The sequence below is a fragment of the Rugamonas fusca genome, from assembly GCF_014042365.1.
Taxonomy (GTDB): domain Bacteria; phylum Pseudomonadota; class Gammaproteobacteria; order Burkholderiales; family Burkholderiaceae_D; genus Rugamonas; species Rugamonas fusca.
The window spans coordinates 40,429-60,571 of sequence record NZ_JACEZS010000005.1 but is presented as its reverse complement, the minus strand read 5'-3'; the positions used below and the strand labels follow the sequence as shown (position 1 = coordinate 60,571).

General features: G+C 66.3%; 19 protein-coding genes. 12 read left to right on the top strand and 7 right to left on the bottom strand.

Annotated features, from left to right (window positions below; all coding sequences use genetic code 11):
* Positions 1-92: 92 nt before the first annotated feature.
* The 4 genes from H3H36_RS07775 to H3H36_RS07760 form a co-directional block, all read right to left on the bottom strand.
* The gene (locus H3H36_RS07775; RefSeq protein ID WP_182215985.1) at positions 93-605 is read right to left on the bottom strand and encodes a DUF6160 family protein; all 513 of its coding nucleotides are present in this window, start codon (positions 603-605) and stop codon (positions 93-95) included.
* Positions 606-731: 126 nt separating this feature from the next.
* Entirely contained in the window at positions 732-1,244 is a 513-nt protein-coding gene (locus H3H36_RS07770) for a DUF6160 family protein (RefSeq protein ID WP_182215983.1), read from the bottom strand.
* Between the two features lie 130 nt (positions 1,245-1,374).
* The gene (locus H3H36_RS07765) at positions 1,375-1,887 is read right to left on the bottom strand and encodes a DUF6160 family protein (RefSeq protein ID WP_182215980.1); all 513 of its coding nucleotides are present in this window, start codon (positions 1,885-1,887) and stop codon (positions 1,375-1,377) included.
* A gap of 158 nt (positions 1,888-2,045) precedes the next feature.
* A complete protein-coding gene (locus H3H36_RS07760) occupies positions 2,046-2,558 on the bottom strand; it encodes a DUF6160 family protein (protein ID WP_182215977.1) in 513 nt (170 codons plus the stop codon).
* A gap of 538 nt (positions 2,559-3,096) precedes the next feature.
* Between H3H36_RS07760 and H3H36_RS07755 the strand changes: the two genes are divergently transcribed.
* The 6 genes from H3H36_RS07755 to H3H36_RS07730 all read left to right on the top strand — a co-directional run bounded on the left by H3H36_RS07755 (position 3,097) and on the right by H3H36_RS07730 (position 9,182).
* Entirely contained in the window at positions 3,097-3,861 is a 765-nt protein-coding gene (locus H3H36_RS07755; protein ID WP_182215975.1) for a C39 family peptidase, read from the top strand.
* A 53-nt stretch (positions 3,862-3,914) separates the two neighbouring features.
* The gene (locus tag H3H36_RS07750; RefSeq protein WP_182215972.1) at positions 3,915-4,961 is read left to right on the top strand and encodes a transporter; all 1,047 of its coding nucleotides are present in this window, start codon (positions 3,915-3,917) and stop codon (positions 4,959-4,961) included.
* A 51-nt stretch (positions 4,962-5,012) separates the two neighbouring features.
* Entirely contained in the window at positions 5,013-6,593 is a 1,581-nt protein-coding gene (locus H3H36_RS07745; protein ID WP_229219805.1) for an OmpP1/FadL family transporter, read from the top strand.
* 32 nt (positions 6,594-6,625) lie between these two features.
* Entirely contained in the window at positions 6,626-7,216 is a 591-nt protein-coding gene (locus tag H3H36_RS07740; RefSeq protein WP_182215967.1) for a DUF2059 domain-containing protein, read from the top strand.
* A gap of 131 nt (positions 7,217-7,347) precedes the next feature.
* The gene (locus H3H36_RS07735; protein ID WP_182215964.1) at positions 7,348-8,346 is read left to right on the top strand and encodes an AraC family transcriptional regulator; all 999 of its coding nucleotides are present in this window, start codon (positions 7,348-7,350) and stop codon (positions 8,344-8,346) included.
* A gap of 143 nt (positions 8,347-8,489) precedes the next feature.
* Positions 8,490-9,182 carry a cyclic di-GMP-binding domain-containing protein, MshE-related gene (locus tag H3H36_RS07730; protein WP_182215962.1) on the top strand — a complete coding sequence of 231 codons (693 nt, stop codon included), beginning with the start codon at positions 8,490-8,492 and terminating at the stop codon, positions 9,180-9,182.
* Between the two features lie 95 nt (positions 9,183-9,277).
* Here the strand turns inward: H3H36_RS07730 and H3H36_RS07725 are convergent, their stop codons facing one another.
* A complete protein-coding gene (locus H3H36_RS07725; protein ID WP_182215960.1) occupies positions 9,278-10,909 on the bottom strand; it encodes a M28 family peptidase in 1,632 nt (543 codons plus the stop codon).
* 132 nt (positions 10,910-11,041) lie between these two features.
* A complete protein-coding gene (locus tag H3H36_RS26920) occupies positions 11,042-11,980 on the bottom strand; it encodes a nucleoside recognition domain-containing protein (protein WP_182215958.1) in 939 nt (312 codons plus the stop codon).
* Between the two features lie 93 nt (positions 11,981-12,073).
* On the opposite strand from H3H36_RS26920, the gene H3H36_RS07715 reads away from it, so the two are divergent.
* The 3 genes from H3H36_RS07715 (at position 12,074) to H3H36_RS07705 (ending at position 16,065) form a co-directional block, all read left to right on the top strand.
* The gene (locus H3H36_RS07715; protein ID WP_229219804.1) at positions 12,074-13,222 is read left to right on the top strand and encodes an alpha/beta fold hydrolase; all 1,149 of its coding nucleotides are present in this window, start codon (positions 12,074-12,076) and stop codon (positions 13,220-13,222) included.
* Between the two features lie 235 nt (positions 13,223-13,457).
* The gene (gene gluQRS, locus H3H36_RS07710; protein ID WP_182215956.1) at positions 13,458-14,366 is read left to right on the top strand and encodes a tRNA glutamyl-Q(34) synthetase GluQRS; all 909 of its coding nucleotides are present in this window, start codon (positions 13,458-13,460) and stop codon (positions 14,364-14,366) included.
* Between the two features lie 64 nt (positions 14,367-14,430).
* Entirely contained in the window at positions 14,431-16,065 is a 1,635-nt protein-coding gene (locus tag H3H36_RS07705; protein WP_229219803.1) for a CYTH and CHAD domain-containing protein, read from the top strand.
* A gap of 37 nt (positions 16,066-16,102) precedes the next feature.
* On the opposite strand, the gene H3H36_RS07700 is transcribed toward H3H36_RS07705, so the two are convergent.
* The gene (locus H3H36_RS07700; RefSeq protein WP_182215954.1) at positions 16,103-17,080 is read right to left on the bottom strand and encodes a LysR substrate-binding domain-containing protein; all 978 of its coding nucleotides are present in this window, start codon (positions 17,078-17,080) and stop codon (positions 16,103-16,105) included.
* 129 nt (positions 17,081-17,209) lie between these two features.
* Here H3H36_RS07700 and H3H36_RS07695 point away from each other — a divergent pair, with 129 nt between their 5' ends.
* From H3H36_RS07695 to H3H36_RS07685, 3 genes are all read left to right on the top strand, one after another.
* Positions 17,210-17,908, top strand: a complete 699-nt coding sequence (locus H3H36_RS07695) for an HAD family hydrolase (protein WP_182215952.1) — start codon at positions 17,210-17,212, stop codon at positions 17,906-17,908.
* Positions 17,909-18,010: 102 nt separating this feature from the next.
* Positions 18,011-19,309 (top strand): NAD(P)/FAD-dependent oxidoreductase, encoded by a 1,299-nt coding sequence (locus H3H36_RS07690; RefSeq protein ID WP_182215949.1) that lies wholly within the window; start codon positions 18,011-18,013, stop codon positions 19,307-19,309.
* 263 nt (positions 19,310-19,572) lie between these two features.
* The gene (locus H3H36_RS07685) at positions 19,573-20,106 is read left to right on the top strand and encodes a DinB family protein (protein ID WP_182215947.1); all 534 of its coding nucleotides are present in this window, start codon (positions 19,573-19,575) and stop codon (positions 20,104-20,106) included.
* Positions 20,107-20,143: the final 37 nt, after the last annotated feature.

Below are 20,143 nucleotides of genomic sequence, written 5' to 3'. Positions count from 1 at the left end.
GACTGGATGAACAGGATGCCGGCGCCGGGGCGCCCGCATCTTGCAATGTGACGGCCGCACACGCGGCCGTTTTGGTCAGCAGGCAGGAGCGATCAGTGCGCCCAGATCCACACCTGGGTGCCGCGCAGGTCAACCTGGTTCATGGCGACCGAGCCGAACGAAGCGGCGTTGTTGCCCATCTTGATCGAGTCGACCGAGATGTTGAGCAGCTTGCCAGCGCCCACTTGCACGTCGGCCGGGATGGCGATCTGCACCACGTCACCGCCCGTGGTTGGGCTGTAGAAGGTGCCTGGGTTGGTCACGCCAGCGGCGCCGGCAGCGGCCAGGAAGGAGTTTTTCGACAGGATGTCGATGCTGGCAGCGATCAGGCCCTTCACTTTGATGCCGTTGAAGCTCACGGAACCACCACCCATGCCGTTGGCGTCGAGCGCGTCGGTGTCGGTGTAGACGAAGGAATCCATCTTGATGTTCAGGTTGGCGGCGATCGACACGCCGTCCTGGCCGCTCACAGCGCTCAGCTCGGTATCTTGAATCGGGGTCATGGCCGATGCGGACAGGGCCAGGGTTGCCAGAGCGGCTGCGACTGCGGTTTTGATGATTTGCATTTGGTAGTCTCCCAAAAATTTTTGTTTTGTATGGTTTTTTTCGTTGCGTGGCGGCGCCGCGGGGACGCCGCCCTATCGGATATCCGTCAGGCCGGCGCGGCCGGGGCCGCGTCAGTCAAGGCCGGATTAGTGTGCCCAGATCCACACTTGGGTGCCGCGCAGGTCAACCTGGTTCATGGCGACCGAGCCGAACGAAGCGGCGTTGTTGCCCATCTTGATCGAGTCGACCGAGATGTTGAGCAGCTTGCCAGCGCCCACTTGCACGTCGGCCGGGATGGCGATCTGCACCACGTCACCGCCCGTGGTTGGGCTGTAGAAGGTGCCTGGGTTGGTCACGCCAGCGGCGCCGGCAGCGGCCAGGAAGGAGTTTTTCGACAGGATGTCGATGCTGGCAGCGATCAGGCCCTTCACTTTGATGCCGTTGAAGCTCACGGAACCGCCACCCATGCCGTTGGCGTCGAGCGCGTCGGTGTCGGTGTAGACGAAGGAATCCATCTTGATGTTCAGGTTGGCGGCGATCGACACGCCGTCTTGACCGCTAACAGCGCTCAGTTCGGTATCTTGAATCGGGGTCATGGCCGATGCGGACAGGGCCAGGGTTGCCAGAGCGGCTGCGACTGCGGCTTTAACGATTTGCATTTGATGGTCTCCGAAAAGTAGTTTTGGTTTTGTGCTTATAGTTGTGTGTTGCGGGCGGCGCCGGGCCGGCGCCGCCTTGTTGCGTCGCGTTCAGACCGTACCGGCCAGAGCCGGTGCGGTCAGGAACGGATTAGTGTGCCCAGATCCACACTTGGGTGCCGCGCAGGTCAACCTGGTTCATGGCGACCGAGCCGAACGAAGCGGCGTTGTTGCCCATCTTGATCGAGTCAACCGAGATGTTGAGCAGCTTGCCAGCGGCCACTTGCACGTCGGCAGGGATAGCGATCTGCACCACGTCGCCGCCCGATGCTGGGTTGTAGAAGGTGCCTGGGTTGGTCACGCCAGCGGCGCCAGCGGCTGCCAGGAAGGAGTTTTTCGACAGGATGTCGATGCTGGCGGCGATCAGGCCTTGGACCTTGATGCCGTTGAAGCTGACCGAACCGCCACCCATGCCGTTGGCGTCCAGCGCGTCGGTATCGGTGTAGACGAAGGAATCCATCTTGATGTTCAGGTTGGCGGCGATCGACACGCCGTCTTGACCGCTAACAGCGCTCAGCTCGGTATCCTGGATCGGGGTCATGGCCGATGCGGACAGGGCCAGGGTGGCCAGAGCGGCTGCGACTGCGGTTTTGATGATTTGCATTTGGTAGTCTCCGAAAGTTTGGTTTTAATTAAGAGGTATTTCTATTTTTTTAAGGTTGCAGGACCATGTTAGGCACTGCCGCCGGGTCCGTCCAGCTTGCTGCGCTGACTTTGCAGGCCAACCAAACGGCCTGGGAAGCCAGCGCAGAGGGCGCCGGATTAGTGGGCCCAGATCCACACTTGGGTGCCACGCAGGTCAACCTGGTTCATGGCGACCGAGCCGTACGAAGCGGCGTTGTTGCCCATCTTGATCGAGTCCACCGAGATGTTCAGCAGCTTGCCGGCGGCCACTTGCACGTCGGCCGGGATGGCGATCTGCACCACGTCGCCGCCCGATGCCGGGTTGTAGAAGGTGCCTGGGTTGGTCACGCCAGCGGCGCCAGCGGCGGCCAGGAAGGAGTTCTTCGACAGGATGTCGATGCTGGCGGCGATCAGGCCCTGGACCTTGATGCCGTTGAAGCTCACCGAACCGCCACCCATGCCGTTGGCGTCGAGCGCGTCGGTGTCGGTGTAGACGAAGGAATCCATCTTGATGTTCAGGTTGGCGGCGATCGACACGCCGTCCTGGCCGCTCACAGCGCTCAGTTCGGTATCCTGGATCGGGGTCATGGCCGATGCGGACAGGGCCAGGGTAGCCAGTGCTGCTGCGACTGCGGATTTGATCACTTGCATGTTGTTCTCCAAGATTAAGTTATTTAAAAATTATGTGTTCTTGCCATGACCACCAGGCCCGTGGCCCCGGATAAAGGGCCACTGTGCGGAAATTGCCGCCTGTCTACCGCAATTCCCAACTGCGACGCAGCGGGCGGGATCGCCATGAACTCTTAATATTTAAATATTAATTAAATTTATGATATGGGCCGGTCTTGGCCCCGGTCTACTGTCTCGCATTGACTCGCAAAGCCAACCGCTTGACCTCGCGAGCCACCCAGAGGGAAGCGGGTGTTGTGCGGCTGTTGCTTGCGATAGCATAAGTTTTAGGCCGCATGTTAGAAGTTACTTTCTAAAAAAACAGATGCTGATCCTGCTCAAAAATGCGTTAATAAGTTACAAAAAAACAAAGAACAGTTGTTGCCTTAATAAAGCACGATCGTTCTAATCGAGATAACTTGGAGAAACGATGGAAGCAGTCATGGGACTCGGGGAAGCGCCTGCCCCCTCACCGCGCGTGCGGCTGATCTGGTTCGCCACCCGCTAGGGGGACGGTCCCATGCTGATGATCTTGCTGGGCGTGGTCGCCGCCCTGATCGGTGGCGCCGGCGCCATGTCGCGCCACGAACCGCTGGACCGCCCCAAGGGCCAGCTGGAAATGCCGCAAGCCCTGCTCGGGGGCGGCCATTACAACCAGACGCTGGACGTCGAGCCCTACTCCGAGCTCAAATACCACAACATCGTGCACCAGGCGTATGACTTCAGCTGCGGCTCGGCCGCACTGGTCACGCTGCTGACCTATCACCTGGGCCTGAACGTGACGGAACAGCAAGCCATGGAAGGCATGCTGGAAAAAGGCGAGAAGGAAAAGATCATCGAACGGCGCGGTTTCTCGCTGCTCGACATGAAACGCTACGTGGCCTCGCTGGGCGCCTCGGGCGCCGGCTACCGGGCCGAGATCGCCGACCTGCTGACGCTGACGGAACCGGGCATCGTGCCGATCGACTTCGGCACCAAGCACTTCGTGGTGCTGCGCGGCATCCGCAAGGACGTGGTCTACATCGCCGACCCTTCGCGCGGCAACCTGGTGTTCTCGCTCGACGAGTTCGCCAAGCTGTGGGACAAGAACGCCCTGTTCATCATCAGCCCCGGCAAAGGCAAGACGGCCGCCGGCAAGCTGGCCCTGACGGACAAGGAACTGGGCCTGCTCGACATGGACCAGGTCACCAACCATGGGCGCCTCGACGCGCTCAACAATTCCGCCCACCTGCTGGAACGGGCCGTCAATTCAGGCGCCGCCGGCACCTGGATGCACCGCCAGTAACGGCAAGGCAAGCCCCCCATCTATCTGCCCCAACTTTCGCCAGAGGATTGTTCATGATTGCACGCACCACGCCCTTCGCCCGCCACGCCCTCGCCGGCGCCATCGCGTCCGCCCTGCTGCTGGCCATGCCAGCCCACGCCCAGCAAACCACGCCCAGCGACGCCACCACCAAGCCGGCCGACGCGGCCGCCGTGCGCGAGGCGCTGGCCAAGAAGGAAGGCGAAGGCGACCAGAGCAAGCTGCTGAAGGAAACCCTCACTTCGGTCGACAAGCAATACACGCTGATCCGCCACAACCAGTTCCAGTTCAGCTACGACCTCACCTACAGCTACATCGGCCAGGAAAAGATCGTCACCGACCTGGCCGGCGGCGGCGTGTCGCTGTTTAGCATCGAGAACACCAGCTCGCACACCATCACCAACACCTTCTCGGCCGACTATGGCCTGCGCGACAACCTGACGGGCAACGTGACCTTGCCGGTGCTGTCGCGTTATTCCGACAGCGGCTCGGCCAGCGGCGTGTCGAACTCGCTGGGCGATATTTCCGTGGGCGGGCGCTTCCAGCCGTTCGAGGCCAAGCGCGACGCGCCCGGCATGACGCTGACGGGCAACGTGCGCCTGCCCACGGGCCGCAGCCCGTTCAAGATCATCGCCGGCAGCGGCCAGGCCACGGGCAGCGGCGTGACGGCCTTCTCGGCCGGCCTGAACCTGAACCGCATCGTCGATCCGGTGGCCCTGTTTGGCTCCATCAACGGTACGCTGAGCCTGCCGGCCGCCCATTTGTACCAGGTCAACGGCACCCGCATCCTGACCAAGGTGCAGCCGGGCGCCTCGGTCGGCTTCGGCATGGGCTTCGCCTACGCGCTGTCGTATGACATTTCCACCACGATGTCGTTCCAGGAAGCCATCTCGGCCGGCTCCAAGCTGCACTTCGCCGACGGCCTGGTGGCCAAGACCACCATGCAGACCTCGGCCATCCTGAACATGGGCCTCGGTTACAAGGTCTCGCCCAAGACCACCGTCAACCTGTCGGTGGGCATCGGCCTGACGGCCGACTCGCCCAATATCACGGTGGGCATGAACTTGCCGCTGTCGTTCTAAATGGCAGCCCGTACGACTTCCGGACCGCTGCGGCGGCTGCGGCGGCTGGTCATGGCCAGCGCCGTAGCCGCCGCCTGCGCGCCCGCCGCGCACGCGGCGCTGACCGAGAACCTGACCACCAACGTCACGGCCATGGCGCTCGGTAACGCCGTCACGGCCGACCCGCCCGGCATCGGCTCGGTCCACTTCAACCCGGCCGGCCTGGCCCGGCTCGAAGGCGACAGCGAAACCATCCACAACTGGGCCGCCTCGATCCGCACCAGCGCCAGCTTCCACCAGCCGGCCGGCTTCGACGTGGGCGGCTGGACCGAAGACCCGCTGAACGGCAAGAGCACGGGCCCGGTGCGCCAGATCATGTACGTGCCCGGCTACGGCATGCCGGGCTGGCGCCTGCCCGGCGTGGCGGTGCCGGGCCTGGGCATGGCCTGGAACAAGAAGGGTTCGCCGTGGACCTTCGCCACCGACAGCTATATGTCGCAGGCGATGAGCCTGGACCGTACCACGGACGTGAACGACCCCGGCCAGTACGCGGGCCGCCAGATCCAGATCCAGCGCCTGGTCTACCTGTCGCCCTCGGTCGGCTACAAATACTCGGACACGCTGCGCTTCGGCGCGGCCGTGCCGATCGCCCACGCCGCCTTCGTGGTCGACACCAACATGCGCTTCCCCAACGAACTGCTGGGCGTGTTCGGCAAGCTGCAGCAGGGCTGGTGCCCCGAGAACGGCGGCAACATCATCGACACCTTCGGCTTTGGCGTGTGCGGTGGCGGCAAGGATGGCATGGTCAGCCCGTTCAAGACGGCGGCCAACATGCGGCTGGAAATGACGGCCCCGGTCGACCCCACGCTGAACCTGGGCGTGCTGTGGGAACCGAAGCCATGGTTCGCGTTCGGCGCCGTCTACCAGGGTGGCTCCAAGACCCACTACACGGGCAGCTACCAGTTCAACACGGAACCGATGCTGCGCAACTTCGTGCGCGGCCTCAATTCCAGCCTGCTGGGCCCGATCGCCGGCGCCGTGCTCGGTTTCCCTTCGTCGATACCGGCCATCCAGAAGGGCAACATGAGCGCCACCATTCCCTTCCCCTACCACGTGCAGGTGGGCATCAAGCTGCGCCCGGTGCAGATGGTGCAGCTGAACGTGGACGCCAGCTATGCCAACTGGAATGAATGGAACGCGCTCACGTTCCAGTTCGACCAGAGCATCAAGCTGCTGGAAGTGGCGCGCCTGTACGGCATTCCTGATTCAAGCAAGCTGACCATCCCGCGCGGCTACAAGAGCCTCGTCAACTTCGGCTATGGCCTGCAACTGTTCCCGCACGAGCGCGTCACCTTGCGCTTTGGCTACGAGCCGCGCAAGACGTCGGTGCCGTCGGACAAGGTGGACTTGATCGCGCCGCTGCCCAACACCAAGCTGCTCAGCGCCGGCCTCAACCTCAAGCTCAGCAAGACCATGGACTTGAGCCTGACGGGCTCCTACATGAAGGGCAAGTTCAGCACCCCGGCCAACACCGACTGCAATATGAACTGCAACACGTTTTTGAACATTATTTACAACCCGTATGCCGGCCTGGACGTCAATGCCGACATCCACGTGCGCTATTTCGGCTTCGAGCTGACCAAGCGCTTCTGAGCACGGCGCGACGGATTTTTGGAGGAGGAACCATGCAAGCAAACATCAAGACCACCATCGCGGCGCTGGCCCTGTGCGGCGCCAGCCTGAGCGCGCTGGCCGCCACGGCCGCCCCGGCGCCGGCCCCGGCCGCCGCCGCGCCGGCCGCCGCCATCAGCCCCGCCAAGCAGGCGTTGATCGACAAGATTTTGAAACTGTGGAATATCGACAGCATCGGCCAGTCCATGCTGCAAGCGCCCGTGGCCGACGCCGTGCAGCAGGCGCGCGCCATGCTGCAAGGCCGCGCCTCGGTGGAAAAACGCGACGCGGCCATGACCGACATCGTGGCCGAAGCGCGCAAGTTCATGGAGGAAGCCACGCCCATCACGCGCGCCAGCGCCGACAAGCTGATCCCCACCACGGTGGCGCCCATCCTGGCCGAGCGCTTCAACGAAGAGGAGCTGCGCCAGCTGGTGGCCATCCTCGAATCGCCCGTCAAGAAGAAATTCGAGGCGCTGGTGCCGGAAATGCAACGCAAGCTTGGCGAGGGCGTGGCCGCTGACAGCCGCCCCGTGATCGACGCCAAGATGAAGGGCTTGACGGAAAAGATCGGCCTGCGCCTGCGCGCGGCCGTCACGCCTTGAAGCGGTGATGCCGCGCCCCCGCATCCCCGTCTTGATGTTTTCACAGTGGTGACATACAGGAGGTCTACCTTGTCCACGTACACTGCCCCCGCCCCGGCCCGCGCCCCCGCCACCCTGCCGGAGGTGACGCCATGACCTATTCTTCCGCCCTGCACCTGGTGCGCGGCGTCAAGTCGCGCCTGGCCCAGTCCGGCGTCGAGGCCGACGCCCTGTTCGCCGAGGCCGGTCTGAACGAAGGCGACGGCCTCGCCTGCGACGCGCTGACGCTGTCCGACAAGCTCAGCCACCTGTGGGAATTGCTGGTCGAGAAATCCGGCGATCCCCTGCTGGGCTTGAAAGTGTCCACCCCGCACCGGCTCGGCTGGCTGGGCGTGATGGGCCACATCATGCTGGTCTCGCCCACCGTGCAAAGCACGATCGAGCGCTGCCACGGCCACACCCGGGTCGGCCTGGTGCTGCCCGGCGCGCGCCGCCATGTGCCCCAGCAGCGCTACGACTTCGTCTGGTGCGTGCTGCTGCGCACCTTGCGCTGCGCGGCCGGGCGTGACGACGCCACCCCGGTGGTGGTGGAATACGCGTTCCCGCAGCCGGCCAACGCCCACGTGTACGAGGAAACGTTCGGCTGCCCCGTCAAGTTCGACATGCCGCACAACGTGATGGAGTTCGCCGACGCCGACCTGGTGATGGCGCTGCCGCCCAACCCGCCGCTGCAGGATGGCGGCGGCCAGCGCGTGCTGGCCAGCCTGGCGCGGGCCGAGCCGCCCACGTTCTCGGCCAAGGTGCAAGGCTTGCTGGCCACGCTCTTGCCCAAGGGCCCGCCGCACCGCGACGACGTGGCGGCCCAGCTGATGATGAGCGAGCGCACGCTGCAACGGCGGCTGGCCGAGGAAGGCACCAGCTTCACCACGCTGGTGGACGACACCCGGCGCGAGCTGGCGCGCCAGTCGCTGTGCGCCGGCGAGCTGTCGCTCAAGATGCTGAGTTTCCAGCTGGGCTTTTCCGAGCCCAGCGCGTTCTACCGGGCCTGCAAACGCTGGTTCGGCATGGCGCCGTCCGACATCGTGCACCTGGCCCACCAGCCGGGGCCGCAGGTGCCGGCCATGCTGCCGCCGCTGCGCGAAACGGCCTGAGGGGAGACTAGTGGACGGTCACGCTCGAATCGGTAGTGCCTGCCGCTGGCACGTCCTTCACTCCCGATTCTCCCGTGACAGTCCACTGGCCGCGCGCAGTTTTGTTGATTCACTCTACTAACCACGACGAAGGGGAGTACGCCATGGGATGGCTGTCCACCAACCACCACAAATCAATGTTCGGTCAGCTGCTCGTCAAGAAGAAGCTGATTACGCAGGAACAGCTGGACCGCGCTATCGAACACCAGCGCAACACGGGCCAGCGCCTCGGTGACATTTTCGCCGAGTGGGACATCATCACCCATGAGCACATCAACGACATTCTGCGCACCCAGCGCAACTTGCGGATGGCTGCGGCCATCGCCACGTCGTTGCTGGCGCCGCTGGAAACCTACGCGGCCGAAGTGTTGCCCACGCTGGCCGTGACCACGCCCGTCACGCTGCGCAAGGAACAGTCAGGGCTGCAGATGCTGACCGAGGATGAACTGAGCGACACGGCCGCCCAGGGCTTGAGCGAGGACCTGGTGGCCCAGGTGAAGAGCTCGGTCAAGACCAACGGCCTGGAGATCATTGGCGACATGGCCAAGATCGTCAACCCCGTGCTGGGTTTCCTGGAGTCGGACGTGACGATGAAGAACGTGCTGTACGATCCAAGCAAGGCGGCCGCCACCATCAACAAGGATGGCTCGCTCACGCTGAGCCTGCCCACCTCGATCGGCGAGATGAACTTCAACAACATCCGCATCCGCGGCTCGGACGGCCCCAGCTTCGGCAGCATCGCCATCAAGGGCATCGACCTGACGGGCACGGTGATCTCGCTCTCCTTCCACCACTAACAGTTCCCGCAACGCAAAATCGGGGACGTAACACGGTTTTCCTTGTCGGAAAAACCGTGTTACGTCCCCGATTTTGCTTGGGGGTAGCGGCTTGGTCAGTTAGCCGCGCGCGCCTTGCCGAACGCGTCGCCGGAGCGCCATGCTGGCATCTTGGGCCCGTTGGCCACCAGCCGGCCCAGGTTGAGCGTGAACTGGGCTTGCTGGGTCATGCCCGACAAATCCCAGCTGGGGTCATACTCGTCCGTCACCTGGTGGTAGCGCTGCTGGTAGGCGTCGACCTTGGCCCTGGAGCCGGCCGGGTCGTGAATGAACTCGCGGCCCGCGTCGATCGAGAACGCCGGCACGCCAGCCTTGGCGAAGTTGAAGTGGTCGCTGCGGAAGTAGCCGCCGATCAGGTCCGGTTCCGTCTCGGCGATATGCATGCCCATGCCCTTGGCGGCCATGGCGGCCAGCCGGCCCAGTTCCGTGCGCTCGCTGCCCTGGGCGCCGATGTCGCGCGTCTGGCCGACAAAATTCAGGCTGTCCAGGTTCAGGTTGGCGGCCGTTTTCGCCAAGGGCCACAACGGCGCCACGGCGTACGCTTCACTGCCCAGCAAGCCTTGCTCCTCGGCCGCCACCCACAGGAACATCTGGCTGCGCTTGGCCGGCGCCTGCACGGCCGCCTTGGCCATGGCCAGCAACGCGGCCGAACCGGAGGCGTTGTCGACGGCGCCGTTGTAGATGGTGTCGCCGCTGTCGCCATGCTTGCCCAGGTGGTCCCAGTGGGCGCTGTAGATCACCACTTCATCCTTCAATTTGGGATCGCTGCCCGGCACCACGCCGGCGATGTTGAACTGCTCGACCTTGCGCACGGCCGCCTGCATGTCGCCATCGAGCGAGGCGTTCAGGGCCACCGGCTGGAAGTCCTTGCGCTCGGCGGCCGCGCGCAGCTGGTCCAGGTCCTGGCCGGCCGCCTTGAACAGGGCGCGCGCGGAGGCGTCCGTCAGCCAGCCTTGCAGCGCCGTGCCGTGGGCGCCTTCGGCCAGCTGGAAGCGCTCCACGCCGGCCCAGCTGTGCTGCACCACGCTCCAGCCGTAGGTGGCGCTGGCGTCCGTGTGGATCAGCAGCACGCCGGCCGCGCCGCGGCGCTTGGCTTCCTCGAACTTGTAGGTCCAGCGGCCGTAATAGGTCAGGCCCTTGCCGGCGAAGCGGTTGGGCTGCTCGGCTGTCGGCTGCGGGTCGTTGACCATCATCACCAGCAGCTTGCCTGTCATGTCCTGGCCCTTGTAGTCGTCCCAGCCTTCCTCCGGCGCCGTGGCGCCATAGCCGACGAACACCAGCGGCGCGTTGAACGCGTGCGTGGCCTGGGCGTCGCCGGGCGCCCATACCCAATCCTGGCCGTAGGCCAGCGCCAGTGGCTGGCCGCCGGCCGTCAGGTGCAGCGAGCTCTGGTCGGGCAGGCCGACCACGCCGGCGATCTTGACGGACTGGCGGTAGCTGTCGCCGTTGGCCGGCTTCAGGCCGGCCGCCAGCGCCTGGGTTTCCAGGTAGGCCACGGTGAGGTCGGCGCCACGCTGGCCGGTGCCGCGGCCTTCGAGCACATCGTTGGAAAGGAACGCGAGGTGGGCGCGCAACGGGGCTTCCTGCAGCAGCGGCGCGCTTGTGGCGCTGCCGGCATGGGCGGGAAAGGCCAGCGCCAGGCCGAGGGCCAGGGCGGTGGCGGCGAACGATGGGGTCATTTTCTGCATGGGATCCTGTGGGGGTAGTAAGGATAAGTGCGAAGGATAAGTGCAAAGGTCAGTGCGGTCCGGGTGTGCCGCGCGCACATTGTAAGGCAACTGGCCGCGCTCGTTATTGCGCGGCGCAACAATAGCAAAAAGTCAAGCAAACAGCAGGTGGGCCGCCGTGCGCAGCGCGATGCCGGTCAGCGCGCCGAACGCGGCCGGCCGCCACACGGCCGCCACCCGCCGGCCGGACGAGATCAGGATGGCCACGCCGGGCAAGTCGAAGGGGTTGAGCAGGAAGCCGGCGCTGCGGTTGAGCATGGCCGCGCTGGCCGCACCGCGCCGTATCATTTCATCCATCACGCCCATCCACGCGGTGGCGCCGCCAAGGAACTTGGTCACGGCCGGCAGGATCATGGCCGGGTCCAGCCGCAGCCAGGCCATGGGCGCGGCCAGTGCGCGCGTGAGCAGGTCGATGGCGCCGGCCGAGCGCAGCATGGTCACGGCCACCAGCGACAGGATCAGCATGGGCAGCGCGGCCACGGCGATGCGGAACGATTCGGCGCCGGCCCGGTTGATCACGTCCAGCACACCCTTGGCGTCTTCCGCCACCGGATGGGGCACGGACTGGTCCACGACGAGTTCGGCGCCGTTCAGGTGGCGCCCATACACGTAGTAGGCCGAGGCGGACGCGGCCAGCCCGCCAGCGAGCGCGCACAGCAAGGTGAAGCCGAAGTGCAGGCCCATGGCCGTCATCGGGATCGAGATATTGGCCTGGGCCGCGGCCAGCACCAGCGCCAGCGTGGCGGCCAGGTGGCGGTCGGACGCGCCGCGCTGGTCCATCATGGCCAGCGTGGCGATGGGCGCGGCGAAGCTCACGAAGCTGATCTGCAGCAGGGCGAAGATGGACAGGCCCGTCAGGCCCAGCGGGCGCAGCAGCGGCGCCAGCCGCGCCACCAGCCAGTCCAGGATGCCTTTCGCCTCGAGCAGGCGCATCAGCGACAGCATCACCACCATCACGGGCAGCAGGATGAAGAAGGCCAGTTCCACGGCCGATTTGCCGGCCCGCAGGATGATGTCGGTGAGCAGTTCCATGGCCGCTATCTTAACCGCTGACACGCTTTCCGGCCCGGACAAACAAGTTTATTATTTCTCAACTCGCATTTTCCACCCGTTCAAGGAGCACGCATGAAGCTGGTATGGCTGGGTTTGATATTGATGGCAATGACCGTGGCGCGGGCAGAGACGCCAGCCGCGCCCGCCGCGCCACCGGCAGCGCCCGATGCCGCACAAGTGGCCAGGGACGCCGCCAACTACCGCAAGGCCAGGCAGGTGGTGGCCGACCTGGAAAAGATCAGCGCCCCGTCCGGCATCCAGGAAACCTACAAGACCACCATCGGCGGGGTAGCCCAGTGGCTCAACGTGCGCGGCCAGGACCGCGACCAGCCCATGATCCTGTTCGTGCACGGCGGCCCCGCCTCGCCAGCCATGCCCACCATCTGGCAGTACCAGCGCCCGATCGAGGAATACTTCACGGTCGTCAACTGGGACCAGCGCGGCGCCGGCAAGAGCTACGCCGAGGCCGACCCGCATACCGTGGGCGACACCATCCACATCCCCCGCTACATCGACGACGCCATCGAGGTGGCCGAATTCCTGCGCAAGAAGTACCACAAGGACAAGCTGATCCTGATGGGGCACAGCTGGGGCACGGTGGTGGCCATGGGCGCCGCCCTCAAGCGGCCCGACCTGTTCTATGCCTACGTGGGCATGGGCCAGGTGATCAACGTGCGCGAGAATGAGCGGGTCAGCTACGACTATGCGCTGCGCGAGGCCCAGGCCCGCAACGACACGGAAGCGCTGAAGGAGTTGCAATCGATCGCGCCCTACCCCGGCGACCAGCCGATCACCCGCGAGCGCATCATCCTGGCCCGCAAATGGCCCCAGTACTACGGCGGCATGACGGCCTACCGCAGCGAGTCGGATTACTATTTCGACGGCCCCCTGCTGTCGCCCGAGTACACGGCCGATGACGTGCACAACATCGACCAGGGCAACCTGCTGACGCTGGGCCGCTTGCTGCCCGAGTTCGTCCAGGTCGACTATTCGCACGTGCACAGCTTCCCCATCCCCGTCCTCATGTTCATGGGCCGCCACGACTACACCACGCCATCCGAACCGACCGCGCGATGGCTGGCCCAGGTCAAGGCGCCGTACAAGCAAGGCGTGTGGTTCGAGCACGCCTCGCACATGATTCCATGGGAGGAGCCGGGCAAGGTACTGGTCAGCCTGCTGCGCTATGTGCGGCCGCTGGCCGATAAGGCGCGCGGGAAATAGCGGGCGGCATGCCGTGGCGGGCGGCCTGGCGCCGTGTGGAATTCCTTCTGCTTCCGCTTCTGCATTCTTCTGCTTTCTTCTGTTTTGGCCGGCAATCAGCATGCAGGACCGAACAGGGGAAAGCAGAAGAAAATAGAAGCGAAAACAGAACGTTTGCCACACGGTCCCGGCACACCGAACAAGGCCTGCATGGCGGCCGCCACGCGACCGGCGCGGCAGGCGCTAAAATTGCGGTATGACAGTTTCCGCATCCCCCTACATCGGCCGCTTCGCGCCCTCGCCCACCGGCCCGCTGCACCTCGGTTCGCTGGTGGCCGCCATGGCCAGCTACCTGGACGCGCGCGCCCACGGCGGCCTGTGGCTGGTCCGCATCGAAGACGTGGACGGCGACCGCAACGTGGACGGCGCCGACCGCCACATCCTTGCCTCGCTGCAGCGCTGCGGCATGCAGTGGGACGGCGAGGTGACGTGGCAAAGCCAGCGCACCGCCCTGTACGAGGCGGCGCTGCGCCAGCTCGAAGCGGCCGGTGCCGTCTATCCCTGCGGCTGCTCGCGCAAGGAGATCGCCGATTCCCAACTGAGCCTGAGCGGCAAGCAGGCGCAGGCCAACATCTACCCCGGCACCTGCCGCCACGGCCTCGCGCCCGGCAAGACGGCGCGCGCGCTGCGGCTCAAGGTGCCGCAATCACCGCACTGCGTGATCGGCTTCCAGGACCGCTGGGCCGGCTATGTGAGTCAGGACCTGACGGATGAAGTGGGCGACTTCGTCATCAAGCGCGCCGACGGCTACTGGGCCTACCAGCTGGCCGTGGTGGTGGACGACGGCGCCCAGCACATCACCGACATCGTGCGCGGCGCCGACCTGCTCGACTCCACGCCGCGCCAGATCTACCTGCAACAGCTGCTTGGCCTGCCGCAGCCGCGCTACCTGCACGTGCCCGTGGTCGTCAACGAGCGCGGCGAAAAGCTGTCCAAGCAAACGGGCGCGCAAGCGTTCGACACGGGCGCCGCGCCCGACCAGCTGCTGCGCGAGGCGATGCTGCCGGCGGCCCGCTTCCTCGGCCTGGACCTGCGGGCCGACACGCTGGACGCCTTCTGGCGCGCCGCCGTGCCGGCGTGGCAAACGCTGCGCCATCAAGGCTGAACGCGGCATGCGACCATCGGGGACAAATTCATCTACACTGGAACACTACCGCGCATGCGAGCCCATGATGGAAGTCGAACTGAAACTGCTGCTTGACCCGGCCGACAACGGCAAGCTGGTCCGGCATCCGCTGCTGGCCGCGCACGCGCGCGCGCGCCAGCGCAAGGCGCGCCTCACGGCCCGCTATTTCGACACCCCCGGCCTGCACCTGCTGCGCCATGGGGCGGGCCTGCGCGTGCGCCAGGTGGAAGGGCAATGGATACAGACCATGAAGGCCGGCGGCAGCGTGCAAGGCGGCCTGCATGCGCGGCTGGAGTGGGAAGGTCCGGTGCCGGACGAGCTGCCCCGGCTGGGCAAGCTGCGCAAGCTGATCGGCGACGACGCGCACTGGCTGGCCGTGCTGGACGCGCCCGGCCTCAGGCAGCAACTGGCGCCGCTGTTTTCGGTCGAAGTGGAACGCAGCACGTGGGAGCTCGATTACGACGGCAGCATCATCGAACTGGTGCTCGACGAAGGGCACATCAGCCGCCAGGGCCGGCACCTGCCTATCAATGAAATCGAGCTGGAACTGAAAGCCGGCCATCCGGCCAGCCTGTTCGCGTGCGCGCTGGGCTTGCTGGACAGCCTGCCGCTCCAGGTCAGCAACGTCAACAAGGCCGAACGGGGCTACGCGCTGTGCCTGGAGCGGCCGCTGGCCGCCGTCAAGGCCGCGCCCCTCACGCTCGCACGCGACGCCACCACGGGCCAGGCATTGCAGGCCGTGCTGGCCAACTGCCTGCGCCACATGCAGGACAACGAAGCGGCCGTGATCCACGGCCACGACAGCGAAAGCCTGCACCAGCTGCGGGTGGGCACGCGCCGCCTGCGTTCCGCGCTGCGGCTGTTCGACGCCTGCGCGCCCTGTCCCGCCGCGCTGCTGGCCGACCTCGCGTGGCTGGGCCAGCAACTGGGCGCGGCCCGCGACTGGGACGTGCTGGCCACGGCCACGCTGCCGCGGGCGCAGGACGCGCAGGACGATACCGTGGACCTGGCGCCGTTGCGGGATCACCTGATCCACGCCGCGCACACCCGTCGCCGTGCCGCCGCGCACGCCCTGCAGTCGCCCCGCTACGCACGGCTGATGCTGGGCCTGAACCTGTGGCTGCAGCAGTTGCAACTGGCCGCCATCAGCGCGCCATCGAAGCACAATCCGCTGGCCCGTCCCGCCGCCACGTTCGCGCGGCGCACCCTGGGCCAGCTGCACCGCAAGCTGCTGCGCCGCGCCGCGACCGCACGCAAGGCGCTCAGTGCCGGCGCCGGCGCCGGTGCCGGTGCGCCCGCCACCAGTGGCGTGGCTTCCGCAGCGAACGAATTGGCCGGCGACAGCGCGCGCGACGCCACCGCCCGCGCCGTGCACCGGCTGCGCATCGCCGGCAAACGCTGCCGCTACGGGGTGGAATTCTTCGCCTCGCTGCTGCGCCCCGGCGCCACGCGGCGCTACCTCGACCACCTATCCGCCATGCAGGACGAACTGGGACGCGACAACGACCTGGTGGTGGCCGAGCGCCTGCTGCGGCAATGCCAGCACGATGCCGCAGCGCTGGGCGCCGCGCTGCCTTTCGCGCGCGGCTACCTGCACGCCTTGCGCGTGCAGGACGCGTCGGCGCTGCATGCGGCGTGCGACGCCGTGCGGAGCTACGCGCTGCCCAAGCTGGCCTGAGCGGCCCGGCGCTTTGCCGGTCCTTGCGGGTCCTACGCTAGTCGGCCGCCGCCGCGCCGCCCGCGCGCGGCTTGCGCTGCCGGCCCAGCTGCTTGTACAGCCCTTCCAGCTCGCGCCGCACCAGCTCCTGGCCGTGCTCGATCACGTAGTCCTGGAACGCCGCCGCCACTTTCGGTATCGGCTGGTCGGTCAGGTGCATCACGTGCCAGTCCGCCTCCACCGGATGCTCCTGCATCGGCAGGATGGCCAGCAAGCCCGCCTCGAACTCCAGCCCGCACGCGTGCACGGACAAAAAGCCGATGCCCAGCCCGGCCGACACCATGCGCTTGATTGCCTCGTTGCTCGACACTTCGGAACCGAAGTTGAGCGGATGACCGGCCTCGCGGAACAGCCGCTCGATGGCCGTGCGCGTGCCCGAGCCGCGCTCGCGCACCAGCAGGTTGGCCCCCATCACGTCGTCCAGCGTGAGCTTCTTTTTCTTCATCAGCTTGTGCGACGGACTGGCCACGAACGCCATCGGGTGGCGCGCGAAACGGGCCGCGTTGGTGCGCAGTTCGCGCGGCGGCGTGCCCATGATGGCCAGGTCGATCTCATGCCGTGCCAGCATGTTGACGATCTCGGCCCGGTTGCCCACCTGGAGCTTCAGGCGCACGTCGGGGCGCTCCATGGTGAACGGCACCAGCAACGGCGGCAGCAGGTGCTCGGCCGTCGTCACGGCGCCGATGCGCAGCGTACCGCTGGTCACGCCGCGCAGGGCCGCCAGCTCGTCGGCGGCCTGCTCCCACAGCCGCAGGATGCGTTCGGAGAATTCCACCATCACCTCGCCGGCGGCCGTCAACTGGATGTTGCGGCCCACCTTGCGGGTGAGCGCGATGCCCGTGATGTCCTCCAATGTGCGGATTTGCAACGAAATGGCGGGCTGGGTCACATGCAGCGCGTCCGCCGCGCGCGACACGCTTTCATGCCGCGCCACGAGTGTCAGCGCCTCCAACTGGCGAAAACTGGCGTGATGCATAAGCTTTTCCTTATCAATTATCGAAAATCTTTAATTTTTCTTTTGTTCATTCTACCCCTATATTGACACTCATCTAACGTGACGCATCTAACGTTACCCTCCCACTGCGACCTAACCAGAAAGCGCGATATGAGCATCGACGTCATCTTCCTCGGCCTGGACGGTGTGCTGTTCGACACCGAAGCCCTGCACCTTGCAGCCTGCAACGCCGCCTTCGCGGAGGCGGAACTGTCACTGCGCTGGACCCTGCCGGCCCTGCGCGCGGCCGCCGCCAGCCACGGCTACGCCAACGCCATCACGGCCGCCGTGTCCAGCGCGGGCTTGCGTGACAAGGCCGCCGTGGCCGCGCTGCACGCCGGGAAGCACCGTCAATTCCAGCTGGCCGTGGCGGCCAATCCACCCAAGGCTTCGCCAGCCGCGCAGGCCCTGATCGAGGACGCGCTGGCGGCCGGCTGCAAGCTGGCCGTGCTGTCGGACCTGCCCGCGCCGGTGGCCGCCGCCCTGCTCGAACACTGCTTCGGCGCCGACGTCACCAGCCTGTTCGCCGTGGTGGCCGGCGGTGTCAGCTTCGACGGCCAGGCCGGCCCCGGCCCCTTCGGCCACGCGCTGCATGCGATGGGCATCGAGGCGCAAGCGGCCATCGCCATCGACACGGTGGCGCCAGCCCTGAAGGCGGCGCAACAGAGCGGCCTGTGGACCGTCTCGGTGGCGCCGTACGGGGCCGACGTCGTACGCCCGCAGCAGTTCATCACCTTCGACGCGCTGCGTGAATTGCGAACCAGCCCGTTCACAGCCAATCCGCAGGAAGCGGACAGCCTGGCAGCATGACGTAACGAAGCACGGACGGCGGGCGCCGGACGCCTGCCGCCGGCAGGCGCAGCACCAGCGACGCGGTCACACCTTTTCTTCAACCACTTGGGAGATGACAGCATGGAGACCATCGTTATCGTAGGAGGCGGCGCCGGGGGACTGGAACTGGCCACGCGCCTGGGCGACACCCTGGGCAAAAGCGGACGCGCACGCGTGCTGCTGATCGACCGCGCACCGGGCCACTTCTGGAAGCCCCTGCTGCACACGGTCGCCTCGGGCAAGTGCGACCCGCAGGTGACGCAGGTGGAATTCGCGGCCCAGGCGGCGGCCCACCATTTCGACTTCGTGCAAGGTGAGGTGATGGCGGTGGACCGCGCCGGCCGCAGCATCGAACTGGCGCCCCGTTGCAGCGACGGGCTGGAAGTGCAGCCGCGCCGCCGCCTGCCGTACGACAAGCTGGTGCTGGCCCTCGGTTCGGTCACCAATTTCTTCAATGTGCCCGGCGCGGCCGAACACGTGCTCACGCTGGAAAACGTCAATCAGGCCGAAGCGTTCCGCAAGCGCTTCGTGGCCGCCTGCATCCATGCCAGCGAGCGCAAGGCCCGCGGCGACGCCGCGCGCGGCCAGGTCCACGTGGTGATCGTGGGAGGCGGCGCCACCGGCGTCGAGCTGGCGGCGGAATTGAGCCACAGCGCCCGCGCGCTGGCCCAGTACAAGGTGCATGCGCTGGACCCGCTGCAGGACGTGCGCATCAGCGTGATCGAACGGGGCAAGTTCCTGCTGCCGCATTTGCATCCGCGCCAGTCGGTGCGGGCCGCGCGCCACCTGGCATCGCTGGGTATCGAGGTGCTGACGGAAACGGCCGTGGCCAGCGTCTCGCCGCACGCCGTGCATGACGCGGCCGGCCACGCGCACCGCGCCGACCTCACGTTGTGGGCGGCCGGCGTGGAAGGCCCGGCCCTGTGCGGCACGCTGGGCCTGCCCGTGAACCGGATCAACCAGATCGTGGTGGACGCCACCTTGCGCGCGCCCGGCGACGCGGCCATCTACGCGCTGGGCGACTGCGCCAGCTACACCTGTCCCGTCAAGGGCGCGGTGCCGCCGCGGGCCCAGGTGGCGCACCAGCAGGCCATGTTCCTGGCCGACCTGCTGGCGCGGCGCGACGCGCCCGGCGGCACGGACTTCCGCTATCGCGACTATGGTTCGCTGGTCTCGCTCGGCCCGCTGGCCGCCGTGGGCGTGCTGTCGGGCGCGGTGACGGGACGCCGCATCCAGGTCAGCGGCGCCACGGCCCGGCTGCTGTACCGGCTGATGTACCAGAAGCACCTGCTGGCCCTGCACGGCATGGCCCGCATGGCCGTCCACACGCTGGTGGACTGGCTGCGCGCCAAGCTGGTGCCGCCCGTCAAACTGTACTAATCCCCCCGGCGCGCGGCCAGCTACTGGTCGCGCGCCTCATCCGCCTTGCGCAGGCAGGCGATCAGCACCAGGTTGACGACGATGCTGGCACCCAAGCCCACAATTCCTACCACTGCCAGTAATTCGCTCATGGCGCTCCCCCTGAACCTTGCAATTGCCCGCGCGGCCGCCACTGACGGCACGCCGCGGCCTTTACTGTAGCCGAATTTGCAATTTCCCGCTGAAGGCGGGACAATCTGTCATCCCACTCCCTGGAGCACCGCATGAGCTTGAGCGAAAACCTGATCCTGCTGGCCGACTACAACGCGGCCATGAACCAACGCATGTACGAGGCGGCGGTCCAGCTGCCGGAGGAAGAACTGCTGGCCGACCGGCGCGCCTTCTTCGGCTCCATCCTCGGCACCCTGAACCACCTGGTGGTGGGCGACACGCTGTGGCTGCAACGTTTTTCCCACCATCCGGCCAACTTCGCCGCGCTGGCGCCCATGCGCGCCATGCCCGCGCCCACGGCCCTGTCGCAGATGCAGTTCTATGAGCTGGGCCACTGGCATCCGCACCGCATGGAGCTGGACGCCATCATCAACGCCTGGGTGCGCGAAGTGCGCGAGGAACACCTGGGCCATGTGCTCGAATACACCAACACCAAGGGCGTGGTGGCGCGCAAGCGCATGTCCAGCCTGGTGCTGCACTTCTTCAACCACCAGACCCACCACCGTGGCCAGGTGACGACCATGCTGTCGCAGGCCGGCATCGAATTCGGCGTCACCGACCTGCTGGCCGGCATCCCCGACGAGTAAGTGCCTGTCAGTACCAAGCCAGCACCGGCCGCCACCC

What these genes read in the sequence shown, in the direction of transcription:
- gluQRS (WP_182215956.1), top strand. Translation starts at nt 13,458, where the DNA reads ATGACAGTTTCCGCATCCCCCTACATCGGCCGCTTCGCGCCCTCGCCC.
- H3H36_RS07740 (WP_182215967.1), top strand. Translation starts at nt 6,626, where the DNA reads ATGCAAGCAAACATCAAGACCACCATCGCGGCGCTGGCCCTGTGCGGC.
- H3H36_RS07750 (WP_182215972.1), top strand. Translation starts at nt 3,915, where the DNA reads ATGATTGCACGCACCACGCCCTTCGCCCGCCACGCCCTCGCCGGCGCC.
- H3H36_RS07695 (WP_182215952.1), top strand. Translation starts at nt 17,210, where the DNA reads ATGAGCATCGACGTCATCTTCCTCGGCCTGGACGGTGTGCTGTTCGAC.
- H3H36_RS07760 (WP_182215977.1), bottom strand. Translation starts at nt 2,558, where the DNA reads ATGCAAGTGATCAAATCCGCAGTCGCAGCAGCACTGGCTACCCTGGCC.
- H3H36_RS07715 (WP_229219804.1), top strand. Translation starts at nt 12,074, where the DNA reads ATGAAGCTGGTATGGCTGGGTTTGATATTGATGGCAATGACCGTGGCG.
- H3H36_RS07770 (WP_182215983.1), bottom strand. Translation starts at nt 1,244, where the DNA reads ATGCAAATCGTTAAAGCCGCAGTCGCAGCCGCTCTGGCAACCCTGGCC.
- H3H36_RS07700 (WP_182215954.1), bottom strand. Translation starts at nt 17,080, where the DNA reads ATGCATCACGCCAGTTTTCGCCAGTTGGAGGCGCTGACACTCGTGGCG.
- H3H36_RS07735 (WP_182215964.1), top strand. Translation starts at nt 7,348, where the DNA reads ATGACCTATTCTTCCGCCCTGCACCTGGTGCGCGGCGTCAAGTCGCGC.
- H3H36_RS07725 (WP_182215960.1), bottom strand. Translation starts at nt 10,909, where the DNA reads ATGCAGAAAATGACCCCATCGTTCGCCGCCACCGCCCTGGCCCTCGGC.
- H3H36_RS07705 (WP_229219803.1), top strand. Translation starts at nt 14,431, where the DNA reads ATGATGGAAGTCGAACTGAAACTGCTGCTTGACCCGGCCGACAACGGC.
- H3H36_RS07730 (WP_182215962.1), top strand. Translation starts at nt 8,490, where the DNA reads ATGGGATGGCTGTCCACCAACCACCACAAATCAATGTTCGGTCAGCTG.
- H3H36_RS07685 (WP_182215947.1), top strand. Translation starts at nt 19,573, where the DNA reads ATGAGCTTGAGCGAAAACCTGATCCTGCTGGCCGACTACAACGCGGCC.
- H3H36_RS07690 (WP_182215949.1), top strand. Translation starts at nt 18,011, where the DNA reads ATGGAGACCATCGTTATCGTAGGAGGCGGCGCCGGGGGACTGGAACTG.
- H3H36_RS07765 (WP_182215980.1), bottom strand. Translation starts at nt 1,887, where the DNA reads ATGCAAATCATCAAAACCGCAGTCGCAGCCGCTCTGGCCACCCTGGCC.
- H3H36_RS26920 (WP_182215958.1), bottom strand. Translation starts at nt 11,980, where the DNA reads ATGGAACTGCTCACCGACATCATCCTGCGGGCCGGCAAATCGGCCGTG.
- H3H36_RS07775 (WP_182215985.1), bottom strand. Translation starts at nt 605, where the DNA reads ATGCAAATCATCAAAACCGCAGTCGCAGCCGCTCTGGCAACCCTGGCC.
- H3H36_RS07755 (WP_182215975.1), top strand. Translation starts at nt 3,097, where the DNA reads ATGCTGATGATCTTGCTGGGCGTGGTCGCCGCCCTGATCGGTGGCGCC.
- H3H36_RS07745 (WP_229219805.1), top strand. Translation starts at nt 5,013, where the DNA reads ATGGCCAGCGCCGTAGCCGCCGCCTGCGCGCCCGCCGCGCACGCGGCG.